Below are 23,604 nucleotides of genomic sequence, written 5' to 3'. Positions count from 1 at the left end.
ATTGATCATAGGATAAACGATAACTTATTGCAACAAACCTGATGATCATAATAGCTATTAACCGACATAGGCATTGCTAATGCCATTAATAAACAAATTGATTATTGAATAAACAGCTAATTCTGATGAAAAAATATATAAACTATTTACTTTTCGCATCTGTTCTGAGTACAACTTACTCGTGTAAGAACTTTTTAGATGTGGAACCTACTAATGCGGTTGATGCTGATAAGGCCATTGTAACCGCCAACGATGCTCAGATTGCGATCAACGGTATACAGCGTCAAATGACTTCTTCGAACTATTATGGACGTAATTTCATCGCTTATGGTGATGCTAAAGGTGGCGATGTAACGCTTTACTCCCAAGGTCGTGGGTTGGATGCATTTTATACTTTTAATCATAATGCGCAAACGAACAGTTTTTCGAGCTTTTGGACTTCGATCTATAATATCATCTACCAGACCAATAATCTACTCGAAAATATTGAAAAGTTAAAAGCATCAGGAAGTATTGAGAACTTTGATCTTGCAAAATCGGAAGCATTAACCATCCGTGCATTGGCCAATTTTGATCTGGTTAGACTTTACGGTAAATCTTACACCGATGATAAAAATGCCTTTGGAATTCCTAACGTGACCAAAACACTGGCTTTCAATGAGCAAAGTTTACGTGCTACGGTTGATGAAAACTATAAACAGATTCTTTCGGATTTAAAAACTGCGGAAACTGGTCTTCCAAAGACCAAAAGAGATGGCTACTTAAATTACTATGCCAACAAAGCCATACAGGCACGTGTGTACCTCACGATGGCTGACTATAATAATGCTTTATTGGCAGCGGAGGAAGTGATCAATAATAATCCTATTTATTCTCTTTATACCAATGCAGCTTGGGTCACTTCGTGGCAATCCCAGTTTGGATCGGAATCTATATATGAACTTGTAATCGAACCTAATCAAGCGGATCTCGCTCGAAATTCATTAGGTTTCTATTTTATGAGAAGAAATCACCAAACAGGTGCTTTAGGAAATTTCCTAGCAAGTACACCTTTCTTAAATGCACTTAATGCTGATCCCTCTGATGTAAGAAGAGGTGTGATGGCTAGAGATGAATCATCTGCTGATCGTCTTGGCTCTTGCTATAAGTACCTTGGTTCTACGACATTTTCTGGGGATAAAGGAACTTCTAATTATACTGCTGTCAATATTAAAGTGATCCGTCTTTCTGAACTTTATCTGATTGCGGCGGAAGCAGCATTGAAGGCCAGTACACCTAATCCGGCCAAGGCGGCAACTTATTTGCAGGCGATCCATAAACGTGCTGCAGGATTACCGGCTATTGATGCCGCGTCTGTTTCGGAAGCACTGATCTTAGCAGAGAAAAGTAAGGAGTTTTTTGGTGAAGGCATTCGCTATTTTGATATGATCAGACTAAATAAGACAATCAATTTTGATGATGCATTTGCCGGTATCAGCGTACCTACTCGAGAACATGCGATCAATAGATCATTCTTCAAAACGATTTTGCCTATATCTCAAGAAGAGATTAATGCTAATCCTCCGATAAAAGCACAACAAAATCCGGGATATTAGTCTCCATGATTGACGCAATAAAAAATGGCTTCTGATGTTGATCGGAAGCCATTTTTTGTGAGGTTATCTTTTTTATGAATCTATCTTTTGAAAGGCTACCCGAGGTGTCCCATCGCCGACATAGATAATGCCACAACGTATGTATCCTAGTTTTGTGAGTACTTTTTGCATCGGGGTATTTGTTTCATGGGTATCGACCCGGATGTTGTGACATTGTTCAAAGCACCATTGAAAGCAATGTGCCGCTACCCCTTTTACTTGACCATTGGAAGCCAGACGATGTACTACACCATATGGCTCTTCATTCAACCACTGCCCATCTTCAATTATGGTATAATTTGGATCAGGTTCTAGTGAGAAACAGAAGGTGGCTACTATTGAATCATCTTCTATACAGACATAATTCTCTCCGATATCTATTGTTGACTGGATATATTCCCGAGAGGGATAGCCATTTGTCCACTGAATGGTATTGCCACTAGCACGCATTAGACCTCGTGCAATGTCAATAATAGCCATCACCTGATCTAAATCTTCTAATTTTGTTTTTCTAATATCCATATTTACAATAAACTTTTATTTTATCAGTAACGCAGTGACCAAGTAACGAAGTAACGAAGTGACTAGTGACATAGTAACGAATGGTATAACTTACTAACCATCTCACTTTATTACCGACTTATCAGTTACAAAGTGACTAGTGACGAAGTAACGAAAGGTATAACTTACTAACCATCTCACTTTATTACCTTCTAACTATCTAACCAAACTACCGAACAATCTGTTTCATATTTCGTGGCAACTCTTGATTCAAATCAATGAGATAACCATTGATAACAGCGTATTGAATTTCTTCATTCTTCTTTAAGAAAAAATTTGCTTCTTTACCAAGACTTAATGTTCTGATCGTATTCAACTTGCTTTTAGATAGTACATTGATGGGTAAATAATGTAGTACTTTGGGCTCAGATGCATTTATCTTTACACCGGCATATCCTTGCTTCAGTAATGCTTTTATATCAACGTTTTCAAGATCACTTAGGCGATAAAATTCCTTTTCGTAAACTTTAGCTTCTACAAATTCGAAATCTGTCAGATCCAGATCATCGTACCCATAAAAGTCATGAAGATCTCCAATGTCTTCAATATATCCTTTTGTATAGTAATCTTCCCCCTCGGTAATCTCATCTCTTCGGATAGCAATATCTATTTTCAGAGGAAGACCATGTGATATTGTGGTCACCCGACGAAGGATCACATCGTGCAGCTGCGAGGCGTTGAATGGTATGTGCTGGTATTCTGAGATTGAAAATTGCTGATAACTGTCCTGGGCGATTTGCAGTAAGGAATTAAGAATCAGAATAAAATTCAATTTTCTAATTTCCTGTTTTTCCGGATCTCCAGCAAAAGCTCCTGATTCGATCAGTATGGTGCTTGCACCCCATTTCTGAAAGCTATCTCCAAAAGCTCTTGGGGAGTGTTCATCATCATATTTGGCAATGGCTCCTGGGATATAGTCTTGAAGCAGCTGATTCATCCCAGCTATGATCTTCATTGCATTACCACGCACTTCATTGACTTCGCGCTCCCAATTATATGCTGGTGCTAAAAGGGAAATGGTAACCGGAGTTTTAGTTCCCGGAACGTTATAATAGATATTCTGATCGTGTAGATTAAAACCAAATTGTGGTTTGATCAGTTCTGCCTGATTTCTTAATAGCTTACCTTCTGGTGTTGCGGTATCTCTGGCATCCCGATTCAGATCAATGTGCTGCGCATTTCTTCTTGTATAGATTTCGGCTCCATCTGGGTTGAGCATAGGGATAAAATGCACTTCTAAGTTTGATTTTAATATTTCCCTTAAGCTTTGAAATCTGCTATCTTTTCCTTCTAGGAAATTAAACAGGTCAAAAAGGGCCATGGTTGCGGTCGGTTCATCGCCATGCATCTGCGACCACAGCATTACTTTCTTTTTTCCCTGACCGTAGGTTAATTTATAGATCGATCTTTTTTGAACTGACAGTCCGATTTGATCAATCTTTAGGGTTGATTCCTCCTGATGCTTATTGATGAGATCGACTACAGTCGAATGTTTAAATCTACGTTTTGTTAACGTGCTTTCTTTATAGGATGAATAGGCTTCATCAAAATCATTTTTATTTAAATTCATGGTTTGGGCAGAAATTGTAATTCCCGAAGTAACGAAGATCAAAAAGAAGATAATTTTCATCAGGGAGATAATTTTCATCGATTTAATCTTTTAGTACTTTCTCTAAAAGTGTAATGGTTCCTTTGTCGGCATCTATTTTGACCTGTGCTCCTACCGGTAATATAAATTGATTGGCAATATGTCCGATCATGGCTCCTGAATATGCAGGAATCCCGAGCGGTTTGATATAATCGTTCAATACCTGTTCGAGCGTAAGAGAACCATAACCTCCTGCTGGCCCACAGTCCGTACACTTACCAAAGACGAAACCTTTGATCTGATCCAAAATTCCTGCTAATTTTAATTGACAGAACATCCGGTCCACGCGCTCTATATTTTCATCTACTTCTTCTAGGAAGAGTATGGCATTTTTAAAATCTGGCAAATAGGCTGACCCGCATAACCCACTGAGCAATGTCAGGTTTCCTCCTAGTAGTGTACCTGTTGCTTGTCCTGAGTTTAAGGTCGTGATCCGCTCTTTGTACTGGATAAAGTTATCGCCTTTTTCTGTTGGGTTTGCAAATTGTGCCGGCTGATTAAGGAAAAATTGATTTTCAAAATTTTTAGCAACGGTATTACTCCATGTACTGATACCGACTGCGCCGTGAAAGGATATTAAACCGGTCTTTTTATAGAAGGCCATGATCAGTGCGGTAATATCGCTATAACCTAATAATACTTTGGGGTTATTGGCGATGAGTTGATAATCAATATGTGGTAATAAACGGGATGCTCCAGCTCCTCCGCGTATACAGACAATCGCTTTCACTTCTTTGTCTGCAAACATGCTGTGGATATCGGCTAGGCGCTCTTCATCTTTTCCTGCAAAATTACCATATCTACTTCGGATATGTTTTCCTTCCTTGATTTTGAAACCAAAGTTTTCAAAAATTTCGCGGGTCATAACAATGGCTTCTTCGGTATCAATAACTCCCGCAGGAGCTATTAATCCGATGGTATCTCCTTTGCGCAATACTTGAGCTAGTAATTTCTTTTGATCTGCTTTTGTTTCAAAGAAATCTTCCTGTGCAAATGACAGTGCAGGTATTCCTGTTGCGACTAAGCCTAAGGATTTTAAAAATGTTCTTTTATCCATAGTCCTGGATGATCATGATTATCTGTTAAATAATAAACGTCTACCAGAGCCGTACTCGATCAAGCTCCCTTTGGAATAGGCTAATTGTCCTGATACAATGGTGTGCTCGATAGAAGATTTAAAGGTATGATCTTCAAATGGAGACCAGCCACATTTTGACAGTATATTTGATTTTGTAACCGTATAAGGTTTATTTAAATCTACCAGTACTAAATCTGCCCAATATCCTTCACGAATAAATCCACGTTCCTCAATCTGGAAGCAAATTGCTGTATTGTGTGCTGACTTTTGAACGATCTGCTCTAAAGTGATCTTGCCCTCATGGTACATGTCCAATAAAGCTTGTAATGCATGCTGTACCAATGGCCCTCCAGATGGTGCGGCGCTATAAGCTTGTGTCTTTTCAGCAATGGTATGTGGGGCATGATCGGTAGCAATTACATCGATATGTCCATCCAATACCGCTTTTACAATGGCATCTCTATCATCTGCTGTTTTAACAGCTGGATTCCATTTGATAAAATTACCTTTTGTCTTGTAATCGACGTCGGAGAACCACATATGGTGAATACATGCTTCAGCTGTAATTAATTTTTCTGCCAATGGAATGTCATTTCTGAATAGTCCGATTTCTTTAGCAGTAGAGATGTGCAGAATATGTAAGCGGGTATTGTTCTTTTTTGCTAATTCTACAGCTTTGGAGGATGAGATGTAGCAAGCTTCTGCCGAACGAATAAGGGGATGCATATCTATTGTCAATCCTGCTTCGCCATATTTCTCTTTATATATAGCAAGGTTTTCCTGGATAGTGGCTTCATCTTCGCAGTGTGTGGCTACTAATGTGGGCGAGTTGGCAAATATCTGTTCCAATGCACGCTCATTGTCTACCAACATATTACCTGTTGATGATCCCATGAATACTTTGACACCACAGACATCACGAGGGTTTGTTTTGAGTACTTCTTCCAGATTATCATTGGCCGCACCCATAAAAAATGAGTAATTGGCTAAAGCATTTTGAGATGCGATATCGTACTTATCTTGTAACAAAGATTGTGTTAAAGTATTGGGTACTGTATTGGGCATTTCCATAAATGATGTTGTACCTCCAGCTACTGCGGCACGGCTTTCATGCCAGATATCAGCTTTGTGCGTCAATCCTGGTTCGCGAAAGTGTACTTGATCGTCAATTAATCCGGGTAAAAGGTGTAATCCTTCGGCGTTAATCTCTCTATCGGCAGGGTGGTTAATCTCTGCGGCGATCATCTCGATACGGCCATTACTGATATAAACATCTGAAGTGGTAATTTTCCCTTCATTAACGATTTGTGCAGATTTTATAAGTATTGTTGACATGGATGATGGTAATGTTTAATATGATATACAAATATAAGCATTTGAATATTTACAGCCTAAAAATACACAATTGGATGCTTGCTTACATACTTTATGAGTTTGAAAATTTGGTCTTTTAAATCTGTTGCATTAAGCCTGCTTGTTTTATATTTAATTGGATGACTTAAAACTGAAGTTGATCAAGATGTTATCGATTATACCTCTACAAACAAAAAAGCAGTAATGGGATCCATTACTGCTTTTAATTATAATTATATCTTGTCAATTAGGCAACATCAAATTTGTATCCAACACCTTTAACGGTGGTTACATAATCTTCACCAATTTTTTCTCTAAGCTTTCTGATGTGTACATCAATTGTTCTGTTGGTAACAACTACTGAATCTTCCCAAATACTTTTCAAAATTTGTTCTCTTGTAAAAACTTTATTTGGTTTTGATGCTAATAAGTACATCAATTCAAATTCTTTTTTTGCAAGTACAATTTTCTGTTCTCCACGGTACACTAAAAAAGAATCACGATCAATCACCAGATCCATAATCTCTAATCTGTCTTGTGATCGTGCTGCTTCTTCCGAAACATTTCTTCTTAGAATGGCATTGATACGGCTCATCAAAGCACGGGGCTTGATAGGCTTTGCAATATAATCGTCGGCTCCAACATGGAAACCTGCAATTTCAGAATACTCTTCACTTCTAGCCGTTAAAAATACCATAAATGTATTTTTAAACTCTGGCATAGCACGCATTAATCGGCAGGCTTCGATACCGTCCATCTTAGGCATCATAACATCCAAAATAATCAGATCTGGATTAATATCCTTTGCTACATTGATAGCTTCGTGACCATTCGAAGCAGTCGATACTTGATATCCTTCACGCTTAAGATTGTAAGCAATTAACTCTAGAATATCTTGCTCGTCATCAACTACTAATATTTTTTGCTTTGCAATGCTCATCTTTTTTTTTTGCTAAATTATGAACAAAATGACAACAAAACATTAACGAAGTGTTATTAAATTGTTAAGTAACATTACGAAAGTTAATATTTAATTTGCGCTATTTTAAAGTTTTCTTTAAAAAATCTTCCAATTCTTTACCGCGTAGGTTTTTAGCAATGATCAAGCCTTCTGGATTTAAGACATAGGAGGCTGGTATCCCTGTGATTCGATACAGACCAACAACAACGGATCCCCATGCTTTTAAATCAGATGCCTGCGTCCATTGTAACTGATCATCTGCTATGGCACGCATCCATGGTCCCGGATTATCATCAAGAGATACTCCGAAAACGTCAAAACCTTTTCCTTTGTACTGATTATATAATTTGACAATATTCGGATTTTCTTGACGACATGGCATACACCATGACGCCCAAAAATCCAACAGAACATATTTTCCTTTGAAATCTGATAACTTGATGGATTTATTGTTAGGTGTGAACGATTCAAAGTCTGGAGCTGGTTGACCTACAGCCAACTTTCTCAGTTTATTTGTTTCTTCTTTAAATTGGGTAACATAGCCATTATCTAAGAACTTATCTTTTATCTTATCGGCATAGGTTATGATTTCAGCTTCTGCAATTTCCGGGTCTAGTGTACTGATGGCATAAAATCCAGCGATATCATCGTGCTGTTCAGCAAAATCTACCGCTGCTTTTGTATAGTACTGCAATTGCTCTGTAAACTTTTGTTTGTACTCACTACGCAGATTTTCAATATCATCCACATCAGCTGTGATGGATTTCTTCGCAAAATCTGCCTGTAAGGAATCGCGAACTGCATCACGTCGATTTCTCATTTTTGAGAAACTCTGAATCGATGATGACAACTCAGAGCCCTCTAATTGATAATCGTTAACATCTTTCTGAAGATCTGCCTTGAAAACAATGTCCTCTCCTGGTGAAGCAATTAAATCATAACGATTTTTACCTACACGAAGTGATAATAGACGCGCCTGACTAGTAGGTCTTTTAAATTGAAAGGCATTTTTGTCTCCAAAAAACATGGAGTCCAATTTTCTTTCGCCTTCGTATAACGATATTACTTTAATATTTCCTGGATTTTCAATTTGGCCAGAAATTGTAAACTCATCTTTATTTTTACATCCGATTAGAAATAAAAATAAACAACCCACCACTAGCAACGTCTGCTTCATCATATTCGTTTTATTTTATAAATTCTATTGCTCTATCTATCGCTGTTTGTAATCCGACACTATTTTTTCCTCCGGCTGTCGCAAAGAACGGCTGTCCTCCACCACCACCTTGGATGTCTTTTGCTAAATCCCGGATAATATTTCCAGCATTCAAGCCTTTTGATTTTGCTAATTCATCTGAGATGACAACGGTCAAACTTGGTTTACCGTCAAAATCAGCTCCTATTACTAAGAATAAGTTATTAACGGCTCCTTTTAATGCGTAAGCTAAGGTCTTTACAGCCTCTGCGTTTGGCAAATCAACAACTGTGGCTAAGAAATTAACATCACCTACTTGTTGTAATTTGCTTTCTAGGACTGATTTTAACGCTAATGATTTTTCAATAATCGTTTTTTCAATTTCCTTTTTCAAAGCACTGTTTTCGTCCACAATTTTACCCATTGCGGCAACAAAGTCTTTTGGATTATTTAATAACCCTTTGATTTGGTCAACTAATTCAAAATGTTCACGGATCACTGCTGCAGATTTCGTTCCTGTAATCGCTTCGATACGACGTACACCTGCTGCAACGGCAGACTCTGATGTAATCTTAAAGAAACCGATCTGACCGGTAGCTTTAACATGCGTACCACCACATAGTTCTTTTGAAAAATGATCATCAAAAGTAATGACACGCACATAATCGCCATATTTTTCACCAAACAACGCAGTTACTCCTGAATCTAATGCTTGTTGGTAAGGAATATTGCGTTCTTCTTTCAATGCAATATTTTCACGAATCTTAGCATTGACAATATCTTCGACTTGTTTGATTTCCTCTTCTGTTACTTTAGAGAAGTGAGAAACATCAAAACGTAAAATATCATCATTTACTAAGGAACCTTTTTGATTCACATGATCGCCTAATACCTGCTTTAATGCAGCGTGCAATAAATGCGTCGCAGAGTGGTTATTCTCTGTATCTTGTCTTTTTGCCTGATCGACTTGAGCTACAAAAAGGCCTTCAAAACTTTGTGGGAGGGTATCTATAAAATGTACGAACAACCCATTTTCCTTTTTTGTATCGGTTACAAATATCTTCTCACCTGTAGCTTCAGAAATCAAAACTCCAGTGTCACCGACCTGACCACCACCTTCTGCATAAAAAGGTGTGACCGATAAAACCAATTGAAATTGGTCTTTTCCTTTTGCTGAAACTTTACGGTATTTTACAATTTCTGTTTTTGCACTTAGTGTATCGTATCCAACAAATTCAAAGCCTTCATCTTCATTGACTAAAATCCAGTCTCCTGTATCAATGGCAGTTGCTGCACGTGAACGGTCTTTTTGGATCTGCAATGCTTTATTAAAACCGACCATATCAACGGAAAGATTTTTCTCTCTCGCTAGTAACTCGGTCAAGTCTATTGGAAAGCCATAAGTATCATATAATTCAAATGCAAAATCACCATCAACAGTTGTATTTGATTCAGCATAATTTTCGAAACGCTGTACTCCTGTGACTAAAGTTCTTAAGAAAGATACTTCCTCTTCTAAGATTACTTTTTGAACAAAACTTTCCTGTGCTTTCAATTCGTTAAATACACCATCAAACTGTGCCGCCAACAAAGGGACTAGCTCATTTATGAATGGTGTTTTGAAATTTAGGAAGGTATACGCATAACGCACTGCACGACGTAAAATACGACGAATTACATAACCTGCTTTATTATTAGAAGGTAGCTGACCATCGGCAATGGCAAAACTAATCGCCCGAATATGGTCTGCAACTACACGCATTGCAATATCTGTTTTCTCATCCGCACCATAAGCTATCCCGGCTTTTTGAGAGATGAACTGAATAGTAGGCTGAAAAACATCGGTATCGTAGTTAGATGTTTTCCCTTGAATAGAACGTACCAAACGCTCAAAACCCATTCCTGTATCCACATGTTTTGCTGGTAAAGGTTGCAATGAACCATCTTTTAGACGGTTGAACTGCATGAAAACCAAATTCCATACTTCAATTACTTGCGGATGATCGGCGTTAACAAGTGACTGTCCAGCTACTTCTTGACGTTCTTCTTGCGTACGCATATCGTAATGGATTTCGGAACATGGACCACATGGTCCTGTCTCTCCCATTTCCCAAAAATTATCTTTTTTATTTCCTAATAGAATACGATCTTCAGCGATTAAAGCTTTCCAAAAATCATAGGCTTCAGTATCCTTTGCTAGTCCTTCTGAATCGTCACCTTCGAAAATCGTTACGTAAAGACGGTCTTTATCTAATTTATATACATCAGTAAATAACTCCCAAGTCCACTGAATAGCCTCTTTTTTGAAATAATCGCCAAAGCTCCAATTGCCCAACATTTCAAATAAGGTATGGTGGTAGGTATCAATACCTACTTCTTCCAAATCATTATGTTTACCAGAAACACGTAAACAACGCTGTGTATCGGCGACACGTGGAAATTTAATGGCGGCTTCGCCTAAAAATAAATCTTTAAACTGATTCATTCCCGCGTTTGTAAACATCAATGTGGGGTCATTTTTCACCACAACTGGTGCAGATGGTACGATTTGGTGTCCTTTACTTTTGAAAAAATCCAAAAAAGCCTGACGAATTTCTCTACTTGTCATTGAAAATCTAATTGTCTAATTATGATGTTGCAAACTTACTTAAAATTGCCTCGTTATGCAATTAGACGGATGTCTTTTAGTTCATAATAATGTACTAAAAGTGTCATGAAATAAAATATATTTTGACTATTTTTAGGAATAATTCAATTTCACTCTACAATAGGAACAAGGAAAATTAATGGTCGTGATACGTCTTATTTAAATTTGTGCTTAAAATCACTTTATTTCATTAAATTAAGCACATGTTTAGATCATTGGAAAAAATATCTTTACAACAGTCAAAAACAAACTTAACCGATACAAAATGTGTTAAGCTACAATGATGAAATTATATCATTATTAATTAAAGAAAGTGTACGTAATAAAACTAATTACCAAACAACATGAGCAATAAAATTTTAGTCCCGATTGATTTTTCAGAGAACGCCAACACGGCTGTTCAATTTGCAATTGATTTGGCAAAAAAGAGAGGGTTTGATATTCATTTATATCATAACTATACCGTTTCGTCCAGTACTTTTGATGATGTAAACAGTGATAGTTCTGATGATAATTTCAAAGCAGATGTTTTAATGGCTGATTTAATCGAGAAACTAAAGGCCAATAATCCTACTATCGTTTTCACGTCAAAATGTGAGCGCGGCATTATTACGGAGTCCCTGTTGAAAGAAACGAAAAATACTACTTATTCGGCTATTATCATGGGTACTAAGGGTAAAACAGATGATACCAGTGTGATAGTGGGCAGTACAACATATGCTGTTAGTCAGAAAAGTAATATTCCCGTTATTGCGATCCCCTTTAATTACCAAACAAAAGATATTAAGAAAATAGGTTTATTGTCCAATTTTAAATATGCTGAATTGGATACGTTAAATGAATACATCAAAATATTCGGATCTGATGTCAAAGTACAGATTATTCACGTACACTACCATTCGGAGTCTGAATCTGACATTGAGGATAAATTAGAAATTTGGAAATATCAAATCAAAAAGCACACGGAAATAACCGATGTGGATATAGAAGTAGATTCTATACAAACTGATGTAGAAGAATTGGACACTATTCCTGAGGTAATCAATGATATCATCAAAGATGAAGAAATCGATGTTGTATTGATCACGAAAACACGTAAGTCATTTTTTGAAAGATTGTTCAAAAAATCTGTCGCCAAACAAATCATTCATCATCCTATTATTCCAACATTTTTTTCTAAAGCTTAATTATTATGGGCAAAATATTAGTTCCGATCGACTTTTCTGAAAACTCGATTATTGCTGCACGATACGCAAGAGAAATTGCTCTTGAAAATCAAGATGAACTTGTTTTCTTACATGTTTACACCCGACATGTAAACAAATACGCCAATTTTATGGTCCATGGGGAACACATTGTTGATCCAACTATAAAGGAATCTGAGGAACAACTCAATCAACTTGTCGGCGTGGTAAAAGAAAAATGGCCTACTTTGGTCATAAGCCAACTTTTCGATGAAGGGATTCTTGCTGAAGTTATTAGTAAAGAAACGGCAAGAAATCAGTATAAAGTTGTTGTTATGGGTACAAAGGGTGCCTCTGGATTAGAGTCTGTATTAATAGGGAGTAATACTTATGATGTAATCCGTGATTCACAAACTCCAATTTTAGCCATACCTGCTAATGCAACCGCATATAAAAAGGATACGATTGCTTTGTTAACGAATTTTAAACCAGGTGAATTAGAGGTGTTAAAACAGGCGATTCCTGTCTTTGGCAGTAAATTTCATTTATTATTGATTCATATTAACAAAGAGGAGGTTGATATTAAGATCTTGGATAAAAAGCTTACGGAATGGATAGACAATATCATTACAGAAACGGGCATTGACGACATTTCCTATACCGTAAAAAATAGAAGTCATTTTGCAAATTCTGCTGAGAAAATTGCGAATGGAATACAAACGATGATTCGCGATGAAAATATTGATATTATTTTAATAACAAAGAGCCGTAAAACATTTTTTCAGAACTTGTTTAATGAAAATATAATCAAAGAAATGGCTATGGGGATTGTTATTCCTAACTTTTTTGGCAAAACGAATCCGAATAGCACAATTCCTAAATAAAGTACACACAAACGCTGTAATGTTACTAATAGTATACATTATGGCGTTTTTTTTTAAAATTAAGAAAATAGCAAAGTAGACAATTGTCTACAAGAGGGGATAAATGTAACTCTGATTGTAGCAGACGTCCAATATTTGGCAACATTATTGTCTAGAGCACTATAAAGAAATTTAAAATCAAATTTAAATAATATGAAGATTAACCTTAAGAAAAGTGGATTATTAGTAGCAGCTGGATTATTGGCATCTGCTTCATTTGCACAAAATGCAAAAGTTGGTTCTATAGAGGGCACTACACCACTAGGACCATCTACTCAATACAGAACTTGGTCTATCGGTATTGGTGCTGGGGTTTTAAATCAAACTAATATTTTTGGTTTCAACCGTAAAGATTACAATGATTTAGATCACAATGTTGGTTATTCGGCATACATTAAGAAACAAATATCTCCTTCTTTTGGATTTAAAGCTTCTTATTTAGGCGGTAAAGTTGGTGGAGCATATGATGATGGTTCACAATCTTTCGAAACTAAAACACCTTGGTCAGCAGCTTTATCTGGAGAGTGGACAATGGCTAATACCAATTGGAGATTTTTCAACAGTTTTATCAAACCTTATGTATCATTAGGTATTGGGGTATTAAATTCTGAAGCAACGGTAACGATGGGTTCAACAAGTACTACATATGATTCTCAATCGAAGTTATTTGTCCCTGCTGATTTCGGATTGAAATTCGCTATTGCAAAAGGGATTAATTTAGATTTAGGATACCAGTTGAACTGGGCGAATCAGAAATTTGATGGATCTATACCGGGTGCTACTCCTGCTCCAACATTCAAAAATGATTTATTCTCGTATGCACATGCTGGTTTAGAGATTGCTTTAGGAGATGGTTCGAAACCTACTTTGAATAATTCAAATCCTGTTGCTACGTTAGTAAATGATTATACTGCAAAATATGATGATTTAAAAGCACAACGTGATGCATTGGATGCTGCTAATAAAGCATTACAATCTAAAGTAGAGTCATTGAACGCTGACTTACAAGATGATGATGGTGATGGTGTTGCTAACAAATTTGACAAATGTCCAGGTACACCTTCAGGTGTTCAAGTAGATGGTGCTGGTTGTCCAATTCTTGTTAAAAATGAAACTAAAATTGTAGAGAAAGTTATCACGGAGACGGATAGAAGAACTGTTGATGAAGCAATCAAAAACTTAGAATTCGAAACTGGTAAATCTGTTATCCGTTCTACTTCATACAATTCTTTAGATCGAGTTGCTGCTTTATTAATTGAAAAAGATTTCAGTTTAAAATTAGCTGGTCACACAGATAACACTGGTTCATTACAATTGAACTTAAGATTATCTAAAGAGCGTGCTGAGTCAGTAAAAGCTTATTTAGTATCTAAAGGCGCTAACCCTTCTCGTATAGAAGCTACTGGTTACGGTCCAAACCAACCTATTGCATCTAACAAAACTGCAGAAGGTCGCCAACAAAACCGTCGTGTTGAGTTTACAATATATTAGTAGATTTTAACATCAGGCATAGAAAGGCTACTCTATATAGAGTAGCCTTTTTTTATGAAATAAAAACATCGCAATATGAATGCTTTGATAAGTTGTTTAAACCAAATAAACATTTGAACAACATAAAGATAACGCCAATATCATTTCCATAATACGTATTTTTATGTCGTTAAGATTTTAAAAAATGTGGAAATCAAATCGTATTGTTTTAACCCTTTTTTCAGTGATTCTTTTCTCCTGTGAAAAAGAAGACTCGTTGAAAGAGCCCGGCTCAAATGAGGCCATCAATCACTGGACTCTGGATCAAATGCGACAGTATTATTACTGGAATACTAAAATCAGAACAACAAACGATTATCAGCAACGTCCGGATCTATTCTTCAAAAGTATTTTGTTTCAAGATGACCATTATTCAATGATAATGCAGACCCTGAACAGCGACACCTACGGTAATACCTTGACAAATACTTTTGGCTTCGACATGGTGCAGATGCAGGCTGCAAGGGGTACTATACAAGTCGTAACTCAGGTGGTTCCATTTAGCGAAGCAGATTTACTGGGTCTAAAACGTGGTGATACTTTATCCTATATGAACAACGAGCTTTTGGATAAGAGTAATATGAAAGCTCTGATAAATAAATCCTTTCATTTACCTGCAATCAATCTGAAGCGAAAAGATGGGAAAATATTTATTCTACCCGCCTCCTATATTTCACAACCTGTTGTTTATATGTCTAAGATTATCTCGTCGTCTCCCACAGTAGGCTACATTTTTTTAAGTCAATTTGACTTCAGTGGTGCTTATTCATTATTGGAAGCTGTACAAAATTTTAAATCCAAACAGGTAAAGGATCTTGTTGTCGATTTGCGTTATAACCCTGGTGGACAGGTTGCTTTTGCTTCATTTTGTGCGCTGCTATTCGCTAATATTAGAGAAAATGAGATCTTTGCAAAATATCAGGGAAACAAAAACATCAAAAAGCTGGAGGACTCTTTTTCAGCTGCGCTACAAAGACAGCCAGAGGGTTATTCTTTTGTTGCCAAAGAAGTTTTAAAAGAAGGTCTGGGACTAAATAGAATACATATCCTAACGGGTCCCAACACAGCTTCGGCTTCCGAAATGCTCATTAATGGATTACAGCCCTACATACAGGTCATTCAAGTTGGCGATAAAACCTACGGAAAGGACATGGCTTCTTCCACGATATCTACACCGGAAGAAATACATGGTTCCGAACGTAGCTGGCATTTGCTGCCAATGGTTTATAAAATTTATAACAAATTGGACCAAGGGAACTACAATGCGGGAATTCTACCACAAAAGCCTATAAATGAATTTGATTTTTTACCATTGGTGCCCATAGGCGATATACAAGATCCACTTATTGAGGAAGTGTTACATACAATCAATGCACATAAACCTCAAGCTAGAAACGCTTCTGATAAAAAGCATAAAACCAATTCTAATATTCATCAATATCTAGGCAGCAGTTATGAGACGATTCCAATTGAAATAAGTCCACGTTAGAAAAGTAGGCATCAAAATACCTATTCGTTCTTCAGCGTGCGCAGGAATTGAAAGAATTGATCACGGTGCGGAGGTCAACTCCGGTTTGTCCTTCTCTAACAAGCTTACGAAGTGAACGCGATAATATGCCGGAACGAATATTACGCTCTTTTACTTCATATTCCTTGACCAATATTTCCAACTGTAGTAATACTTCTTGATATTGACTATAAAGTTGATTCAGGTCGTTAAGCTCTTTACCCAAGGCAAATAGCACGGAGGCATCTATATCATGCTTAATTTCTCCCTGAAAATTCAGGGAGAGTGCCAGTAGTTTTCGATGTTTTAAATCATTGACTCCTTTCATAAGGATTAGTTTTATGGTATTGATAGCTTACGTTCTGCGCAATAATAGAAAGCTTTGTTTTTCTTAAGAGGATCTACTTTTTTAGCCAAACATTTGACAGTTCAAATCCCAATCCATCCACGAAGGTCACCCAATCATCTTCAAAAATTACATCAGGATCTTTTTGTGGGAGATATATTAAGGCAATCGGATCCGAACCAAGAGCCGCTAATCTTAAAAATAAAAAGACTTGTTGACCATTGATCAATAGCGGTTTTGAATCTTTATCCAAGACTGTAGCTCTATAATAGGGTATTGCGACAGGTATTTTGATAAAATTATCAGGAATTTGATCGGTTATTAGATCGGTTGTTAGAATAGGTTCTTTTGCATACACCATCTTTTCCTCAAATGTATTTTCATCAAAAACTAAAGTTCCTGAATATATAGCCAGTCTTACCGGCTCGCCATTGGGAGAAATGATCTTATTATAATTCAATATTTTTATTTGATAATTTGTAGCATCTGATTGTGCTCCTTCTAAGGGGTTTTTCCCGACTACCAATGTCGGATCAAGTGGACTTTTTGGATAAACGCCGAAAATGTTACTTCCACTTTTCAATGCTAACCGCTGTTTTAGCACAATTTTATCCTCATTACCAAAGGCAATTACAACAGAAGTATCTTTACTCTTATCAAAGATAAAAAGATAGCTATCTTTCGGTCCATCATAATTGGTAAACTCGCCATCTATGGAGATTTTTTTTATTCCTAAATTTTCACCTGAATAAGATTTAAAGGCCACACGCGCCAACTGTCGCTGATCTTCAACTATTTCTCCTTTTTGACAGGAATATAACGCACAACCTGTCCAAAGTACAATAAAATAGATAAATAATTTTTTAAGCATATGTCTGTTAATTAAAAGAAGTGAGCCATAAAAATGGCTCACTTAAGAAAATAAGTATTAATAAGTTTTGGGAGCGAATTGAGCCCAGCCCGCAGTCCAAACTGGATTTGTTGGATGGAAAGCACCACTATAAGTTGTAGTTCCATTACCATATGCCGGTGAAGTCGACAACGGTCTTAACACAGCAGGATTAAATGTAGATGATGTCGGATAAAAGATATTAGCAGCACCGGCCAATTTCAAATAAGTTGTAGCATCTGTTGACACATTTGTTTGGTTTCCTGTCGGAGTAGCACCACTGAAAGCTGCAGTGTATGCATGAACGACATTTCCAGTAAATGTACCTGTTGCACCGTCTTGAAATGCGGCACCTGTTGCATAACCTGCGATAATCGAGTTTTGAATATCATACTCTGAAGCTCTTCTCCAACGGTTACCAAATTTCAATTTAGTACCGGCTACAGTAACATCTTTAATACCCAAGAATGTGAGATTTTTCAAAACTGGGCGTGTTTTAGGTGTTTGAGCATATGGAGCTGTACCTTCATTATCAGACTCCAAACCATTCGAATCAGAGTTACCGCCTGATAGACTGTTTGTAGAATTAGGATCTTTCAATGATAAAGCATATTGGATTGTTCCGGTATAACCATGATCAAAATCAAAATCATCATCGTCATTTGATAATGCTACTAAGTATTTCGCATTGACGGTACCTCCAAAGAACTCAAAACCATCATCTTTACCCCAAGATACTTGAATGTTTTCTAACGTAGTACCCGTACCAACGCCACCTAAAGTCAATCCGTTGATTTCATTGTCGGCAGTTAAATTGTAACCAGCAAACTCAATACGTACATATTTTAATGAGCCTGAATTATCTGCTGCATTTGTACCACCATAAGTCACATCTACGCCTACGGGTTGAGGAATTCCTTCGATTCTTTTTGTTGCAGCTTGATTTGTGGTTGCGCTACCCAGTAATACAACACCACCAAAATCACCTGGATTACGAGAGTTAGCAGCATTCGGAGAAGTAAATACAATAGGTGCAGCGGCAGTACCATTGGCAATCAATTTGGCCATTTTAGGAACAACCAAAACTCCTTTGATATTTTGTGTCAATCCGGTAATCTGATCATTATATGCTTTAGTTACACCAGAAGTAATGTACGTACCTGGTTGAATAGTTAATGTTGCCCCTGGTTTTACAAAAGCTACACCATCAATTTTCCATACGGTATCCGCAGAAAGAGTTGTCTTGGTAATAATACCTGAGGCATCTGTTGGAATAGTTGCTTGAGGTTTGTTTGGCAAACCAGCATTCAAATCTGAATTAGGTCCTACGTTGTCTTTGTTACAAGAAGCCAATGCGATTGCGCATACACTTGCTACTGTTAAGATTTTTTTCATTTTATGTTAAATAATTACTAGTTTTGCCATCACAAGATCATTTTTTAGACTATGCATCCCTATGGGATAGCATTTCATAAGTTTGCATAGTTGTTTTCATTCCCCCCTATTTTGCTTCTATTTTATTTTCCTGTTGTGCGACTTGGACAAACTCGGAACTCATGTGCAATTTTTTTAGGGAGGCATGAAGCTGCCTCGCGCAGTTATTTTTATAATTTTAAAAATTATAGGTCACTGAAAGATTAAATCTTCGACCATCTTTTCTTCGGTAAGTAATGATATCATCGTCCGCCCTATTGTACTTATTATCTCCTTTAACAAGCTCATAAATTATTTCTCCTTTTTCTCCTTGAGAATTACTATACGCTGATTGATTTTGATAATACCTTGTCCATTCATCCAGAAGATTGGCAGCATTAAATTTCACTTCCAATTTCTGTTTCAAAAACCGTTTATACACCTGAAAATCAACCTGTCTTGGCGCAAGTTCATACTCTACCCTATTTGGGTTGAAGGAGGCCGTATTTGTACGATAGCCTCTATGATTATAGCTTGCTGTTATACCAAAACTATCACCCCAATAACCTACACCAAGATTCAACAACCAAGGTGATTGTCCCATTAGTGGACGATCTTGATTAGGCGCTCTTTCTTTTTCGCGTTCTGCAATTGTACGATCATCTACCAACTTATGTCTCCACTGACTTAATGCATTAACTTCAGATTTCAATAATGTCCCATTGGCATTTAGAAAAGCTTTAGATAGCCAATCGGCCTCACCAATAAAACTCAAGTTTTTACGAATTTCAAATTCCAACCCCATGTTTTTTGCTGACTCCATATTATTGAAAACATACGCAGTTCCGGGACTTACATCTTCATTTTCAATCAGTTCTATTGGCTTATCTAAATATTTATAAAATCCGGTTAAGGATATAATTTCACCAGGACTTGGATACCATTCCAATCGCAGATCAACATTATCGATAAAAGTTGATTCGACATTATCCCCTGAAACAATAGCATCCAATTCAAAGTCATAAAATCCAAAAAAACCTGACTCCCTAAAGTCTGGACGAATGGCCGTCTTTGAATAACTTCCTCTCACATTAAAGGTATTGGTTACACTATAAGTTGCATTAATGGACGGTAGAACTTTCCAATTATTTTCACGAATCATCAGTTTATACAATAGTAATTTATTGTTATCTGCATCTGGATCGCCATTCTGCTTTCTAAACATTTCATCCTGACGATTTAACAGATTGTAGTATTCGGCACGGAATCCATAGACTAATCTTAGCTTATTCCAAAATTTCTGATCCAACATTAGATACCCTGCATGTGAACTCATATCACCATCATAAACATTACCACCGATAGGCTCAGGATAATAATAAGCTTGACCAACTCCGTTTCCGATAGTTTCTGGAGAGAACAATATATCATAAGGTTTTTCAATAGCAGGTGCCGATTTAGAAGGATCATCGGGCATATAAGAGCGGGTAAATGGCAACAAACGAAAAACCGAAAGATTACGATTTTTTTTCCAGCCTTGATATCCAGCCTTAACCAAAGTGCTAACGGATTTTCCTTCACCAAAGACTCGAGAAAATGCCATTGCCCAGTTAAAATCATTTTCATTAATCTCAGTCCACATGCGGGAATCAAAACCCGTTTCGGAATGGTTAGACCAGTTAGAAAGACTTAATAAATTAGGACTTTGAAACATATAATTCCCGTCTAATATTGTCGTTAATCCATATCGCAATTTACGTTCATCCAAAATCTGTTGCTTGATTCTATTATAGGCAAACATACCCTCAACCTTGATTTTCCACGGCAACTGATATTCACCGCTTAACTGATGCTGCTGCAAAGACATTGCTTCAGGTAATTGATATTGATTTTTGGTCGGAGGGTTATTTAAATTTGTAAAGGTTGACCGGATATTTTCACTATAATTATTGTTAAAAGTCCGAGCGTACATATTTTTAAATGCGAGCTTAAAATCCTGTCCTTTTAGTCCAAAATTCGCCACCAATCCGCTACTACTATTAAAGCGATAGGAGGTTCCTGCACCATTCTGACCGATCGTATCACTTTCTATCATATGTTGCTTCTCTCCATACCCATTAATGATACCAGATCCTCGCACATTATTAAAGGCGACAATATTTTGTTCATTTCGAATATTAGCAGAAGCAGAGAAGCCGAACAGTAATCCATTTGAAAAATTATACCGCCTTCCCAATGCAAACCTTAAATTTTGATTAGGATTGGCCTTGTAGCGATATAATTTCATCGCATCTGCGTTAACCTGTTTGGACTGGGCTATTGCATCAATGTCATTGTACTTGAGATTTGAACCTGGCATTAAAAATTCTTCATTCAATTTTTGGTCGTTCAATATATATCCTGGAGGAGCATCTAGACGTCTTGCTTCTCCATTCCAAAACCAAGGCTGTATCCCTTCGGGCTGCTTCGAAGAGGAATGATTAAAACCAAAATATTCGCTGGTATGCCGTTCACCAAGGCGATAAAAGTCTTTTCCTGTTGTGCGGGAATTTCCTCCAACGCCATATTGTATTGTGGTAAAATCCTTATCCGGGATATCTAACGTATTAATAGAAACCTGTCCGCCCGAAAATTCAGCGGACACATCCGGTGTTGCCGTTTTATTGACCACCACCGAGCTTACCATCTCTGTTGGGATAATATCAAAAGAAAAATCACGTCTATTCTGCGAAGTACTTGGGATGACTACCCCATCCAACATGGCTTGATTGTAACGATCGGACATACCCCGCACAATCACATTTCTATTGTTGACGGTCGTCAATCCAGTAACGCGCTTTAGCACCTGCCCCATATCATTGTCCGGTGTACGTGCAATCTGCTCGGCAGATATACCATCAGTCACCGAGGCAGCGTTCTTTTGTGCGGCATACAGTCCTGCTACAGATGCTTTTTTAAACGACACACTAACGACCGCCGTTTCCAACTTATTGGTCTGCGTTTTCATAGCAATATTTAATGCTGTAAGTTCTCCGTCCTCTATTTTCACGCCTTCTATGCGCTGTGTCTGATAAGATAGATGACTGACTTCCAAGACATAAGTCCCCGATACAGCGGTTAAAATATAACTACCATCAATACTGCTCTGTGTCGTCTTATTGGTTCCGACCAACTTAATGCTAGCATTAGCCAACAACTGACCTCGATCATCAATTACTTTCCCAGAAATGCGTCCTACCTGCTGTATTGGTTTTTTGACCAATGTAATATAGACCCCATTATCTTGAGGTATCAGATCTGTACCCCTAAGAAGGTAGCGCACTACTTCTCCTATACTGCTATTTTTAAAAATTTTGGCATTCACTTTTTCCTTTGACAGATTATATTTATTGGCATCAAAGGCAATATGTATATTTTGCGATTCCAATTGCTCGAAAGCTGCTGGAATATTAGATTCATTAAAAGAAACTGAAATCTTTCTATTGAGCAACTGGCCGTATGCACCTGATGCTAAAAGCATTTCTGCCGATACGATTAAAAGAAGTAGTCCCACCAATGATGACTTGATCATAAACTTAATATTGTTTTTCGTAACGTATTTCATAAATTTGTATGCGTATATAATAGCTCTGTAAGTTTTTGTATATGTTATTTATAGCACCTTATAGATGCTATAGGATCCAGAGTTGACGATGGCAGTCGTCAGCTCTTTTTTCATTCCTGAATTAATAGATATGCACCGTACTCCCCTCCTTCCTAGACTTGTTATGGTGGACAGCTTTTATACTTTCCAAGGTTGCTGACCAAGAGAGCTGTTTCGATATCGGCATGCTATAACGCTGTCGGGCAATCTGATCATCGCCGGCTTTCAGATCTACATTGTAGATATTTTTAACTGCTAATGCCAATTCTGCAAAACTGCTTTGCTTTAGGTAAATCTTTCCCTCAATCCAACTATTACGTATAGTCAGGTCAAAAGTCTCTTGGTTACTGCTGTGGTTATTTTTGGTGTAACGAATCTGTCCGCCGCGCTCCAATGTGCCTAATGACTTGTTGTCGGCCGCTACTTCTACTTTACCTGTAAATACAGATACAGATATTTCATCCGATTCGCTGTAGTTTTTTACCGTAAATGATGTACCCAATACCTTTGTCTGTAATTGTTGGGTATTAACAATAAAAGCTTTTGTGGGATCTTTTTTAACCTCAAAAAATGCCTCGCCGGCAAGAAGCTCTACTATACGGTCCTTTCTGTCGTATGAGACGGTATCCAATTTAATTTTGGAACGTGCATTTAAAATGATCGTTGATCCGTCTGCCAATAATACCTTCTTCCGTTGTGCAACTCCTGTTTCAAAAATCTGGTACCCTGGTTTTACATTCACTTCCTGTTTTACGGTATCCAGAGCGGTTTGGTTTTTCCAAAACAATATGCCAAAGCAAAACAAAAGTGTAGCCGCCACAGATCCAATCCAATAGACCATTTTCCGAATTGATGATTTTTGAGGAGTTGTATTTTCAATCTGCTGTTGTATCCTATTCCATAATTGGACCTCATCAATTGCACTTTCAGGAATTTCTTCCCGATCTAGTGTTTCATACCAGCGATCGACCAACATACGCTCTGCTTTTGTAGCTTTGTTCTGCTGATATCTGTAGATCAGGGATTCAAATATTCTTCTTTTCACTTTTTTGCCTGCTGTTTATATATAAGTCTGCAAAAAAGCTATAAAGT

At 37.2% G+C, this 23,604-nt stretch carries 17 protein-coding genes; 5 read left to right on the top strand and 12 right to left on the bottom strand.

Annotation, left to right across the window (positions count from 1 at the left end; all coding sequences use genetic code 11):
* Nucleotides 1-125: 125 nt before the first annotated feature.
* Nucleotides 126-1,595, top strand: coding sequence for a RagB/SusD family nutrient uptake outer membrane protein (locus HCX49_RS24710; RefSeq protein ID WP_168128429.1), 1,470 nt, complete (start codon nt 126-128; stop codon nt 1,593-1,595).
* 72 nt (nt 1,596-1,667) lie between these two features.
* Here HCX49_RS24710 and HCX49_RS24705 read toward each other — a convergent pair whose 3' ends face one another.
* The 7 genes from HCX49_RS24705 to alaS all read right to left on the bottom strand — a co-directional run bounded on the left by HCX49_RS24705 (nt 1,668) and on the right by alaS (nt 11,038).
* Nucleotides 1,668-2,156: a GNAT family N-acetyltransferase gene (locus tag HCX49_RS24705; RefSeq protein WP_168128428.1), complete on the bottom strand. Its 489-nt coding sequence runs from the start codon at nt 2,154-2,156 to the stop codon at nt 1,668-1,670.
* Nucleotides 2,157-2,364: 208 nt separating this feature from the next.
* Nucleotides 2,365-3,843: a M14 family zinc carboxypeptidase gene (locus HCX49_RS24700; RefSeq protein ID WP_237682889.1), complete on the bottom strand. Its 1,479-nt coding sequence runs from the start codon at nt 3,841-3,843 to the stop codon at nt 2,365-2,367.
* A 4-nt stretch (nt 3,844-3,847) separates the two neighbouring features.
* Complete coding sequence (locus tag HCX49_RS24695) at nt 3,848-4,900, bottom strand: LD-carboxypeptidase (protein WP_021189427.1); 1,053 nt, start codon at nt 4,898-4,900, stop codon at nt 3,848-3,850.
* An 18-nt stretch (nt 4,901-4,918) separates the two neighbouring features.
* A complete protein-coding gene (locus HCX49_RS24690; RefSeq protein ID WP_021189426.1) occupies nt 4,919-6,256 on the bottom strand; it encodes a dihydroorotase in 1,338 nt (445 codons plus the stop codon).
* 265 nt (nt 6,257-6,521) lie between these two features.
* A complete protein-coding gene (locus HCX49_RS24685) occupies nt 6,522-7,214 on the bottom strand; it encodes a response regulator transcription factor (RefSeq protein ID WP_021189425.1) in 693 nt (230 codons plus the stop codon).
* Between the two features lie 100 nt (nt 7,215-7,314).
* Nucleotides 7,315-8,415, bottom strand: a complete 1,101-nt coding sequence (locus HCX49_RS24680; RefSeq protein WP_237682888.1) for a TlpA family protein disulfide reductase — start codon at nt 8,413-8,415, stop codon at nt 7,315-7,317.
* Between the two features lie 7 nt (nt 8,416-8,422).
* The gene (gene alaS / locus HCX49_RS24675) at nt 8,423-11,038 is read right to left on the bottom strand and encodes an alanine--tRNA ligase (protein ID WP_168128427.1); all 2,616 of its coding nucleotides are present in this window, start codon (nt 11,036-11,038) and stop codon (nt 8,423-8,425) included.
* Between the two features lie 383 nt (nt 11,039-11,421).
* On the opposite strand from alaS, the gene HCX49_RS24670 reads away from it, so the two are divergent.
* The 4 genes from HCX49_RS24670 (at nt 11,422) to HCX49_RS24655 (ending at nt 16,203) form a co-directional block, all read left to right on the top strand.
* Nucleotides 11,422-12,264 carry a universal stress protein gene (locus HCX49_RS24670; protein ID WP_021191118.1) on the top strand — a complete coding sequence of 281 codons (843 nt, stop codon included), beginning with the start codon at nt 11,422-11,424 and terminating at the stop codon, nt 12,262-12,264.
* A 5-nt stretch (nt 12,265-12,269) separates the two neighbouring features.
* Nucleotides 12,270-13,145: a universal stress protein gene (locus HCX49_RS24665; protein ID WP_132772250.1), complete on the top strand. Its 876-nt coding sequence runs from the start codon at nt 12,270-12,272 to the stop codon at nt 13,143-13,145.
* Between the two features lie 192 nt (nt 13,146-13,337).
* The gene (locus HCX49_RS24660; RefSeq protein ID WP_132772249.1) at nt 13,338-14,675 is read left to right on the top strand and encodes an OmpA family protein; all 1,338 of its coding nucleotides are present in this window, start codon (nt 13,338-13,340) and stop codon (nt 14,673-14,675) included.
* 184 nt (nt 14,676-14,859) lie between these two features.
* Complete coding sequence (locus HCX49_RS24655) at nt 14,860-16,203, top strand: S41 family peptidase (RefSeq protein ID WP_168128426.1); 1,344 nt, start codon at nt 14,860-14,862, stop codon at nt 16,201-16,203.
* Nucleotides 16,204-16,234: 31 nt separating this feature from the next.
* On the opposite strand, the gene HCX49_RS24650 is transcribed toward HCX49_RS24655, so the two are convergent.
* The 5 genes from HCX49_RS24650 to HCX49_RS24630 form a co-directional block, all read right to left on the bottom strand.
* Nucleotides 16,235-16,549 (bottom strand): hypothetical protein, encoded by a 315-nt coding sequence (locus HCX49_RS24650; RefSeq protein WP_168128425.1) that lies wholly within the window; start codon nt 16,547-16,549, stop codon nt 16,235-16,237.
* A gap of 73 nt (nt 16,550-16,622) precedes the next feature.
* Nucleotides 16,623-17,438 carry a hypothetical protein gene (locus HCX49_RS24645; RefSeq protein WP_168128424.1) on the bottom strand — a complete coding sequence of 272 codons (816 nt, stop codon included), beginning with the start codon at nt 17,436-17,438 and terminating at the stop codon, nt 16,623-16,625.
* Nucleotides 17,439-17,495: 57 nt separating this feature from the next.
* Nucleotides 17,496-18,851, bottom strand: a complete 1,356-nt coding sequence (locus HCX49_RS24640) for a hypothetical protein (RefSeq protein WP_168128423.1) — start codon at nt 18,849-18,851, stop codon at nt 17,496-17,498.
* 217 nt (nt 18,852-19,068) lie between these two features.
* Entirely contained in the window at nt 19,069-22,440 is a 3,372-nt protein-coding gene (locus tag HCX49_RS24635; protein ID WP_237682887.1) for a TonB-dependent receptor, read from the bottom strand.
* Nucleotides 22,441-22,594: 154 nt separating this feature from the next.
* Nucleotides 22,595-23,557, bottom strand: a complete 963-nt coding sequence (locus tag HCX49_RS24630; RefSeq protein WP_168128421.1) for a FecR family protein — start codon at nt 23,555-23,557, stop codon at nt 22,595-22,597.
* Nucleotides 23,558-23,604 lie beyond the last annotated feature (47 nt).

The sequence above is a fragment of the Sphingobacterium sp. B16(2022) genome, assembly GCF_012030425.1.
Lineage (GTDB): Bacteria > Bacteroidota > Bacteroidia > Sphingobacteriales > Sphingobacteriaceae > Sphingobacterium > Sphingobacterium anhuiense.
Note: the sequence above shows the minus strand (reverse complement) of the source record. Positions and strands in the feature narration are given on the sequence as shown.

Bases quoted from the DNA above. Each gene is read 5' to 3' on its own strand.
- HCX49_RS24710 (WP_168128429.1), top strand. From the start codon at position 126: ATGAAAAAATATATAAACTATTTACTTTTCGCATCTGTTCTGAGTACA.
- HCX49_RS24705 (WP_168128428.1), bottom strand. From the start codon at position 2,156: ATGGATATTAGAAAAACAAAATTAGAAGATTTAGATCAGGTGATGGCT.
- HCX49_RS24700 (WP_237682889.1), bottom strand. From the start codon at position 3,843: ATGAAAATTATCTCCCTGATGAAAATTATCTTCTTTTTGATCTTCGTT.
- HCX49_RS24695 (WP_021189427.1), bottom strand. From the start codon at position 4,900: ATGGATAAAAGAACATTTTTAAAATCCTTAGGCTTAGTCGCAACAGGA.
- HCX49_RS24690 (WP_021189426.1), bottom strand. From the start codon at position 6,256: ATGTCAACAATACTTATAAAATCTGCACAAATCGTTAATGAAGGGAAA.
- HCX49_RS24685 (WP_021189425.1), bottom strand. From the start codon at position 7,214: ATGAGCATTGCAAAGCAAAAAATATTAGTAGTTGATGACGAGCAAGAT.
- HCX49_RS24680 (WP_237682888.1), bottom strand. From the start codon at position 8,415: ATGATGAAGCAGACGTTGCTAGTGGTGGGTTGTTTATTTTTATTTCTA.
- alaS (WP_168128427.1), bottom strand. From the start codon at position 11,038: ATGACAAGTAGAGAAATTCGTCAGGCTTTTTTGGATTTTTTCAAAAGT.
- HCX49_RS24670 (WP_021191118.1), top strand. From the start codon at position 11,422: ATGAGCAATAAAATTTTAGTCCCGATTGATTTTTCAGAGAACGCCAAC.
- HCX49_RS24665 (WP_132772250.1), top strand. From the start codon at position 12,270: ATGGGCAAAATATTAGTTCCGATCGACTTTTCTGAAAACTCGATTATT.
- HCX49_RS24660 (WP_132772249.1), top strand. From the start codon at position 13,338: ATGAAGATTAACCTTAAGAAAAGTGGATTATTAGTAGCAGCTGGATTA.
- HCX49_RS24655 (WP_168128426.1), top strand. From the start codon at position 14,860: ATGTGGAAATCAAATCGTATTGTTTTAACCCTTTTTTCAGTGATTCTT.
- HCX49_RS24650 (WP_168128425.1), bottom strand. From the start codon at position 16,549: ATGAAAGGAGTCAATGATTTAAAACATCGAAAACTACTGGCACTCTCC.
- HCX49_RS24645 (WP_168128424.1), bottom strand. From the start codon at position 17,438: ATGCTTAAAAAATTATTTATCTATTTTATTGTACTTTGGACAGGTTGT.
- HCX49_RS24640 (WP_168128423.1), bottom strand. From the start codon at position 18,851: ATGAAAAAAATCTTAACAGTAGCAAGTGTATGCGCAATCGCATTGGCT.
- HCX49_RS24635 (WP_237682887.1), bottom strand. From the start codon at position 22,440: ATGATCAAGTCATCATTGGTGGGACTACTTCTTTTAATCGTATCGGCA.